Annotated in this window: 5 protein-coding genes and 2 pseudogenes; 5 read left to right on the top strand and 2 right to left on the bottom strand. The window is 56.8% G+C overall.

Translation table 11 applies throughout. The annotated features are described in order from the left end of the window. Window positions 1-102: 102 nt before the first annotated feature. A pseudogene (locus tag ABEH28_RS27085) lies at window positions 103-409 on the top strand (IS3 family transposase); the annotation flags it as partial. A 285-nt stretch (window positions 410-694) separates the two neighbouring features. Here ABEH28_RS27085 and ABEH28_RS27080 read toward each other — a convergent pair. Next, window positions 695-1,031 (bottom strand): annotated as a pseudogene (locus ABEH28_RS27080) (ATP-binding protein); the annotation flags it as partial. Here ABEH28_RS27080 and ABEH28_RS27075 point away from each other — a divergent pair. The 4 genes from ABEH28_RS27075 to ABEH28_RS27060 all read left to right on the top strand — a co-directional run bounded on the left by ABEH28_RS27075 (window position 997) and on the right by ABEH28_RS27060 (window position 4,522). After that, window positions 997-1,158, top strand: a complete 162-nt coding sequence (locus tag ABEH28_RS27075) for a hypothetical protein (protein ID WP_346631549.1) — start codon at window positions 997-999, stop codon at window positions 1,156-1,158. The pseudogene ABEH28_RS27080 and the gene ABEH28_RS27075 sit on opposite strands and share 35 nt — an antisense overlap. A gap of 353 nt (window positions 1,159-1,511) precedes the next feature. Further along, a complete protein-coding gene (locus tag ABEH28_RS27070) occupies window positions 1,512-3,602 on the top strand; it encodes an EAL domain-containing protein (protein WP_065986082.1) in 2,091 nt (696 codons plus the stop codon). Between the two features lie 66 nt (window positions 3,603-3,668). Continuing rightward, window positions 3,669-3,959, top strand: coding sequence for a HigA family addiction module antitoxin (locus ABEH28_RS27065; protein WP_065986081.1), 291 nt, complete (start codon window positions 3,669-3,671; stop codon window positions 3,957-3,959). Between the two features lie 224 nt (window positions 3,960-4,183). After that, window positions 4,184-4,522 carry a hypothetical protein gene (locus tag ABEH28_RS27060; protein ID WP_346631548.1) on the top strand — a complete coding sequence of 113 codons (339 nt, stop codon included), beginning with the start codon at window positions 4,184-4,186 and terminating at the stop codon, window positions 4,520-4,522. 187 nt (window positions 4,523-4,709) lie between these two features. Here ABEH28_RS27060 and ABEH28_RS27055 read toward each other — a convergent pair whose 3' ends face one another. After that, window positions 4,710-7,250 carry a glycosyl hydrolase family 28-related protein gene (locus tag ABEH28_RS27055; RefSeq protein WP_065986079.1) on the bottom strand — a complete coding sequence of 847 codons (2,541 nt, stop codon included), beginning with the start codon at window positions 7,248-7,250 and terminating at the stop codon, window positions 4,710-4,712. Between the last annotated feature and the right edge of the window lie 454 nt (window positions 7,251-7,704).

The following is a 7,704-nucleotide window of genomic DNA, read 5'->3' as shown; positions in this document are numbered from 1 at the left end:
GGCTCAGGAAGCACAGGCCTACGCCGGCGCTCGCCTGAAGGCAGCGTTCTAACAAGCCTCTGGCTGCTGCGATGTCAAACCGTAGCAGCCAGTACCTTGGCTTACAGCTGGGTCAAATCGTAGCTCATCCAAGAGCAGCGTCAGCAAGACGATGACCAGCAAGCCTAGATGCGTCAACTTCGCTCTGAACTCAAGCGTGTGAATGAAGAGCGAGACATCTAAAAAAAGCCGCCGCCTACTATGCAAAAGAGTGCGGCCGAAGTACGCGTTCATCAAGAAGCACCCAACTGATTACCCGGTACGGCGCCTTTGCCAAACTCTCAGGGTGCACCCCAGCGGCTCCTACGCCTGGCTGGGCGAGCCTCAATCTGCCCGACAAAAACGTATCTCTTATGATCGTAAGCTTTTATGTCGCGTTCCATAACGGGGTTTACGTTAAATGCCTGCTTTTATCCGGCGGGTAACTTCGCTGGACTGCTATTAAACGGCATGGGTGATCCCAGCAGGCTGCGGCTTCTTAGTCGCCAGCAACCCGAGCCCCTTTGAGCATCTATAGTCCACCGAACCGGCTGCTATCGACCCAAAACGGACGATCATCTGCTCAATCCTATGAATCGACCAATTGACATGGGCCTAGGGCCGAATGTGCAAACGGCCGCGCCGTCTGGAATTAGCGGTTGCAGTGCCCTTGGCTAAATTCCTCGAGCACCATCCTGGCCAGCTCCGCGACATCAGCACGGTCCTCCACCACCAAAATGCGCTCGTGGCCCGATTGCTCATTAATTTTTTCTGGGGCAGGAAGGATGTGCAACTGACTGTCATCTGCAGGAAAGTACATGCGAATCGTGGTGCCGATTCTTTCCTCGGAATAAATTCGCGGTGCCGCCAGACTGCTTCATGAAGCCGTACACCATGGACAGTCCCAGTCCGGGTCCTTTGCCTTCTTCCTTAGTGGTGAAGAAGGGTTCCATGACACGGCTGACAATGGCCGCGGGCATGCCGGAACCGTTGTCTGTAATCGCGACGCTGACGGGCGATAACTACCGTGACACGATCACCAACTCGACTGCGGGCGGCATCGGCGGAGGTGATGACGACGTCTTGATAGGCAATACCGAGATGGGTCTTGCCCAAGCCGATGTGCATCCGATGGGCTGACCCCAGAGGCTGGGAAGTGGCCTAGGTCTTGACGCACGTGACTCTTCAGAGCTCCATTGCCCTGCTACCGGTTTCTTTGGCGCCATAATGCGAGCTCTTGAGGATCTAACCATATGCCATCGCCACGATGGCCGTATCGGGCATAAAAGCAGTGCGGATGGGAATTGGCTCCTTTTCGGATCAGCGCGTAGCCCTATTCAAGCTAAAGAATTCGTACCGGCGGTCCGAGCCTGTATATCTATTCAGTGGGGGAAGTGCGACGTTGTTTGAATGTGTGTCGCCTCCATATCTTGACCGAGGCCGCACAGGCATTTTGATTTCATGCTCCTTGAAATCTTTCGGAGCAAGGATGCATGACCATTCCAGTGGTTATCCTGTGTAGAGCCAGCGAAACCGTCACATTCCTCGAACAATTTGCAGCCACCAGCGAAGAGTGGTCGATAAATTTTTTCAAGACTGCTGCGTCGTTGGTGCGTCATTTGAGAAAGTACTCGGCCGATCTCATTATTGTCAGCATGGCCGGCAGACGGTTTAGGGACTTGGCGAAATTCGCCGAATTTTACGACATGGTTTCGACCACGCCGATATTGATGAGTGGTACTGCGTTGCACCGTCGCGCTGCCGAGGCCTTCATCGCGTGCGGTGCCCAGGGTTTCAGCTCAGCTGATCCAGAAGACCGGATTGCGAGTATGCAGATCGTTCGCGATCTGATCCTGCGTTTTCGCTTGCACGGGCACATGGCAATCCGGGCAGTGCGCGCCGAGGTTACACTTAATGCGATCAGTGACGGCGTGATTGGCGCCGACACCAACGGCAATGTCGACTTCATGAATCCTGCCGCCGAAACGCTGACTGGTTGGTCCCAATCCCAGGCAAAAGGACAATCAATCGCCCAAGTGATGTCCATTGACATCGATGATTCGCTCGGTACCGAGCCACATCCTGTGCTACTGGCCCTGCAAACGCGATCCTCAACAGGTTTAAGCGCAGGCGCGGTGTTGGTTAAGCGCGACGGCGGTCGAGTGGATATTGAAGATTCCGTAGCCCCTATCATCGATTGCCGCGGTGATTTGACTGGGGCAGTAGTGGTGTTTCACGACGTTTCGGTGGAGCGCGCCATGAAGGTCAAAATGACCTACCTAGCCGAACACGACTATCTCACCCAGTTGCCCAATCGAGTGTTGTTCCAAGATCGGCTGGAGCAGGCGGTGCGAGCCGCACGGCGCGATCACCAGCGCTTGGGGGTGATGTACATTGACTTGGATAATTTCAAACATATCAACGATTCTCTCGGTCATGCCCTAGGCGACCAGCTGTTAGTCTCCGTGGCCGACGCCTTGACCGGAAGTGTCCGCGCCTCAGATACCGTGAGTCGCCAAGGAGGAGACGAGTTCGTGGTGCTGCTGCCCGCATTGCAGGTCGATGATGATGTTGGACCTATTGCCGAGAAGATTCTGAAGGCTATCAGTGCGGGTCATCCGCTGAATGACAGCATGCTTTATATCTCCGCAAGTATTGGTATCAGCTTCTTCCCCTCCGACGCTACCAATGTCGGAGACCTGATCCAACATGCTGATACCGCGCTTTATGACGCCAAAATGAAGGGCCGCAATCGTTATCAGTTCTTCATGCCCGCCATGAATGCCAAGGCGGTGGAACGCCAACTTATCGAAGCGGATCTGCGCAGCGCAATCCACCTAGGGCAGTTCATTTTGCACTACCAGCCGAAGGTGGATTTGAGCACTGGCCGAATCACCGGTGTCGAAGCCTTGATACGATGGTTTCATCCTCGCGAGGGCATGCTTGCTCCATCCCGGTTTATCGATATCGCCGAAGACAGCAAGCTGATCATTCCGATGGGGGAATGGGTCATGCGCGCGGCATGTCAGCAAATCAAGCGATGGAATCAGCAAGGTCTGGATGCTGTATGTGTCGCAATTAATGTATCGACCATCGAGCTGACGCAAAGCCGTTTTGTGGAAATGATACTGGCGATTATCGAAGAGGAGGGCATCTCACCGCAGTCCTTGCAGCTTGAGTTGACCGAAAGTGTGCTGATGGCCGATCTGCCACACAATCGGCAGGTGATGTTGCGCCTGAAGGCGGCGGGGCTGAGTCTGGCACTGGACGATTTCGGGACAGGTTATTCCAGTCTGGCCTACCTGACCCAGCTCCCGTTCGATGTTTTGAAGATCGACCAGTCATTTATCCGACACGTAAATTCGCGAGCAGATAATTCGGCGATCGTCGCTGCCATACTCGCCATGGGGAAGAGCCTTCAGCACTGCGTAGTGGCCGAAGGCATTGAAGATTCCCAGGAGTTGGTTTTTTTGCAACGTAATGGCTGTCAGCAGGGGCAGGGCTACCTGCTCAGCCGACCCTTGAGTGAAACGCAGGTGACGGCCCTGCTGCGTGTAGGCCGCGTGAGTACATCCTTCAAATAGACATACACATCGTGTTTATGGGAGATGACGTTGAGCTGGTCGACTACCACTGATAGGAGAACTCAAATGACGATGTTCAATCCTCCGCATCCTGGCGAGGCGCTGCGCGAAGACGTGCTCCCTGAAATCAAGATGAGCGTCATGGCTCTGGCCAAGCACTTGGGCTACTCGCGTGTGCTGCTATCCAATGTGATCCACTGCCGAGCACCGATCAGTGCTGACATGGCAGTTCGTCTAGAGCGTGCTGGCTTGGGCAAGGCACGTATGTGGGTGGCTCGCCAGTCTGCTTATGACCTGTGGCAGGCAGAACATAAAGACAACATTCCCGCGATTTCAAGGGTTGCCCAAGCAGCGTAATGGAATTATGAAGTGGACATTTGGAACGTTATCATCTTCGACTTGCTTAGCGATCGCCCATGAGCCTACCGCCGCTCAAACCCACAATCAGCGACGCCGATCGCAAGCGCCGCCAAGAAGCTCTTGGCTCCACGGCCTGTTGACTCACGCCTTGGTCAAGCAATGTCCGAGGAACATCAGGATGAGCCAGGCATGGACTACTAGAATTCGGCATCGGAGCCCTTATGGCCACCCAGTTAACTGAAGAAGAGATGCGCCAGGCGTTGTTTGGTTCTGCGAGCGGTGTTGCGCCGGAGCCGGCACAGCCACAGCGCGATCAAAAAGAAGCGCCGGCGGTAGTGATACAGCCTCCCGCGCGGACCGCAAAGCAGGGCGCATCGGCAACACTGAGACCGAAACTCAGGGTGACGTTGCGGGTGGGCAATGAATATGAAGGTGAGACCCAAATGTTCAGCTACGACGCTGATACGTTAAGCACGCTCCAGGCGGAGCTCGACGCAACGAAAACCGCCCGGAAGAAGTTCAAGTATGTGGAACTTGTCTCGGTTACACCGTTCTCCTAACCCAGCGCGCTCTGGCGATGTAACGGACGCTGGCTTCAGTATTTGATCCGGAACGTTGGGAAGTCCTCACATTCAACGGCGGGACGCGGGAAAGCTTGGGGGGATTAGATGAGGGGCATGCTGAGAAAGTGGGCAGTCGCCACAGCGAACCCCGCTTCATTATTTACTGAGCGGGGTTCGGTCTTAATCACCCAACAGCATGATCGGTATGGGTAGCCACACCCACCACCTCGATCGGCGCGGCATCCGTCGACACATCGCGATCCGCAAAGCCCATGTTGTTGTACCGCAGGTGCTGCGTCTGATCGCCGCTCAGGGCGATCTGGAAAAACCGCCCCTGATCGTCGCTCTGCAGGTCACGGACATAGGTGCGGTCAAGGGTGGCGTTGTAGTCGATCTTCAAGGTGCCGTTGTAGCCATCCCCGATGTCGGTGTAGCCCAGTGCGCTGACGGAGAGGCTGTCATAGCCCTGATTGAAATCGGTGATCAGGTCGGTATGGCTCTGCTCCGCGGTACGGTAGCTGTCCTCGACGCTCTGGAACACGAAGTAATCACTACCGCTGCCGCCAGTGAGTTTGTCTGCGCCATGGCCACCGAGCAGGAAGTCATTATTGGCGCCCCCCTGCAGCACATCGTCACCATCCAGGCCATAGAGACGGTCCGCGTCTGCCGAGCCGATGAGCCTGTCGTTCGCCGCCGTGCCGATGGTCAAGATCTGTCCCGGGTAGGTGCTGGTTTTTTGCGGGCTGTCGGCGTGGGCGAACTCGACGGCGTTGGCGCCCAGGTCAAGCACATGGTTGCCGCTCAGGGCGATCTGGAAACGATTGCCGGCGCTGTCCAGCTCTTTTGAGCTGAGGCGAGTGATGTCGTTGGCGCTGTCGTAGGTCAGGCTCAGTGTGGTGCCGTAACCATCGCCGAAACCGGTGAAACCCAGAGCCGAGATATCGATCCGGTCGTGGTCGCCACTGTTGAAGTCGACGATCAGGTCCCGGCCCTGATTCTTCCCGGCGGCATCGACCTGGCTGTCGGTCAGTTGGTTATACACGAAGGTATCCGCGCCCTGACCGCCGATCAGCCGATCGGCACCAGCGCCCCCATCCAGGCGATCATCGTCGCCGCGGCCCGAAAGCATGTCGCGGCCGTCGCCGCCAACTAAGGTGTCGCGGCCGTGGGTGGTGCCGTGCAGGCTGTCGTCCCCAGAAGTGCCGGCGGTGAGTGGGAGAAAATTATCCGCCGTCAGGCTGGTGCGATAGTCGCCGTTGAGGATCAGTTCAAAGCGCTGGCCTTGGGCGTCGGCATCATAGCTCTTGAGGTAGGTGAGGTTCTTGTCAGCGTTGTAGGCCAGATCCAACGTGCCGTTGTGGCCATTGCCCAGGCCGCTCATCCCCAGACTGGTGACATCGATGCTGTCCTTGCTGGCATCGAAAGCGGTGATGGTATCGGTGTAACTGGCGCTTGCAGTGCGATAGCTGTCGGTCAGCTGGGTAAATCGGAACGTATCGTGGCCCTGCGCCCCCGCGAGCTGGTCGACGCCGGCACCGCCGATCAATACATTGTCCAGCACCCCACCCTGGATCAAATCGTCACCTGCACCACCATACAACACAGTGTTGTAGGCCTGGGCATATTCCGAGATCACGTCGTCACCCGAGGAGCCATAGGTGGTCAAGACATCTGTGTTATCGAAAACCGCGGTCGCGGTACCAACCACCTTCACTTCGCGCTCGGTGACATTGCTGATGAAGTTGTCAGCGATACGGTTGGCATCGCTCTGGCCGCGTTCCTCGACGCCGTAGGTGGACTTTGCGCCGTCATAATAGCCCGTGGCACCAATCACGTTGCCACGCACTTCGGTGCCGCTGCTGTCCTGTAAAAGCACGTAGGGCTGGTTGGCGTCCAGGTAGCTACCATCGATACGATTGGTGCTGATCTGTGTGCCCTGGGAGTCGCGTACCTCGATGGCCGACAGGGTGTTATACGAGATGGACAGATGATCGACCACCGCGTCGCTCGCCTTGTCGATCAGCACCCCGCTGGTACGGTTACTGCTGATCGATCCACTGATCAGCTGCGCCGCATGGCCGTTAGCGTCACCCTCAACGGCAACCCCATAGCCCTGATTGCTGGTGCTGTTGATGTCCTGCACGGTCACCACACCTTGAGTGGTGAGACCGTTCCCATCGTTGTCCCTGACGATCAGGTCATTGAGCGCACTGCCCACCAGCCCCGCCGTGATCACGCCGCCCTGCCCGTTATAGTCCACGTAGGCCTTGTTGGCCTGGACCTGACTGCCCTCGGCGCGCAGATCGAGGCCGTAGCCGGACGCGTTGGTGGCCTGGACGTAATTCAATGTCAGTTGTACGCCGTCGCCCAGAGATAAATCGCTGACCACGCCAGTGGTATGCGCGCGGTTGCCGTCGATAACCAGATTGCTGACGCCGACCGCATCGCCATCGGCACGGAGGATACCGTCGATATCGGCGCTGGAGCCGCTTGCCAGTTTCAGCGTCGCCCGATCAGTGGCGTCGCCTTCGAGCTGGACGTTGTCTTTGAGTATCAGCGCGTTGCCGGAGGCCTGGGCGCTGACGATATAGGTGCCGCTGGGGATCACCACCGTCCCGCCTCCGGCGGCCGATGCGGCGTCGATCGCGGCTTGCAGCGCCAAAGTGTCGTCAGTGTGCCCGTCGCCCACGGCGCCGAAGTCTTTGACACTGAATGAATTCGCCATCTGGTCATTCCTTAAGTGAGAGTCGAGGATTCATTGCTCGCAAGAAGGATCGACCTGAGAATCGCTTGATCATTCAATTGCAATCGATGGCAGTAGGCTTCTGCTCACCTCCCACGCGCGGGCGTGAGATTAATTTTCCTTGCCGCTGACGCGCCCGATACTTTCTGGAACAGGTGCATATCAGCGCTCCATCCCTGCGCAGGATGGCGGAGCTGAATGCAACAAAGTCGCCTGGATTGCGGGTAATGACGAAACGGTGTGCAGATAAAGCGCATGCCCTCGGGCAGACGCGATTGCCCTTAATGCTAGAGTTCAGTATTCGCGCTAGCTGTAGAGGTGGCATGTAAGCCCGCTGAGAGCGGCCAGTTATTGACGGCCATGCCTGCTCAACCACGCTTGTAAGTTATTCCTTGGCGCTATGACTTATCAGTTAGGCCATTCGATCAAATGCTTT

Origin of the sequence: Pseudomonas sp. Ps21-P2 (genome assembly GCF_039672565.1) — a bacterium.
Lineage (GTDB): Bacteria > Pseudomonadota > Gammaproteobacteria > Pseudomonadales > Pseudomonadaceae > Aquipseudomonas.
The sequence above is the reverse complement of the archived record's forward strand: the minus strand, read 5'-3'. Positions and strand labels throughout refer to the sequence as shown.

What these genes read in the sequence shown, in the direction of transcription:
- ABEH28_RS27060 (WP_346631548.1), top strand. Translation starts at nt 4,184, where the DNA reads ATGGCCACCCAGTTAACTGAAGAAGAGATGCGCCAGGCGTTGTTTGGT.
- ABEH28_RS27065 (WP_065986081.1), top strand. Translation starts at nt 3,669, where the DNA reads ATGACGATGTTCAATCCTCCGCATCCTGGCGAGGCGCTGCGCGAAGAC.
- ABEH28_RS27075 (WP_346631549.1), top strand. Translation starts at nt 997, where the DNA reads ATGCCGGAACCGTTGTCTGTAATCGCGACGCTGACGGGCGATAACTAC.
- ABEH28_RS27055 (WP_065986079.1), bottom strand. Translation starts at nt 7,250, where the DNA reads ATGGCGAATTCATTCAGTGTCAAAGACTTCGGCGCCGTGGGCGACGGG.
- ABEH28_RS27070 (WP_065986082.1), top strand. Translation starts at nt 1,512, where the DNA reads ATGACCATTCCAGTGGTTATCCTGTGTAGAGCCAGCGAAACCGTCACA.